Raw genomic sequence first — 360 nt, 5'->3', positions numbered from 1 at the left:
GGTCCGGCACCGCTGACTCGTCCCAACCGTGCTCGGCGAACTCGGCGATGCGCCCTTCTGCGGTGGCCTTGCCGAGCTCGGGCTCCGGGTGCGAGGTGAAGAACTGCCACGGCGTCGAGGCCGCGGACCCTCTGTCCCTACACCGCGCTCTGCCGACCTGGGATCGCCGCACCGCGCTCCGAGCTGACGTCGGCCCAGTCGAGCTTGGAGTTGGTGAACGTCGTCGGGTCCTGCGGGTCCGGCACCGCTGACTCGTCCCAACCGTGCTCGGCGAACTCGGCGATGCGCCCTTCTGCGGTGGCCTTGCCGAGCTCGGGCTCCGGGTGCGAGGTGAAGAACTGCCACGGCGTCGAGGCCGCG

At 71.1% G+C, this 360-nt stretch carries 1 pseudogene; it reads right to left on the bottom strand.

What is annotated here, in order from left to right:
• Window positions 1–137: 137 nt before the first annotated feature.
• Window positions 138–360, bottom strand: a pseudogene (locus tag H7A73_RS17935) (malto-oligosyltrehalose trehalohydrolase); the annotation flags it as partial.

The sequence above is a fragment of the Curtobacterium sp. ME12 genome (assembly GCF_903970855.1).
Classification (GTDB): Bacteria; Actinomycetota; Actinomycetes; order Actinomycetales; family Microbacteriaceae; genus Curtobacterium; species Curtobacterium poinsettiae_A.
Note: the sequence above shows the minus strand (reverse complement) of the source record. Positions and strands in the feature narration are given on the sequence as shown.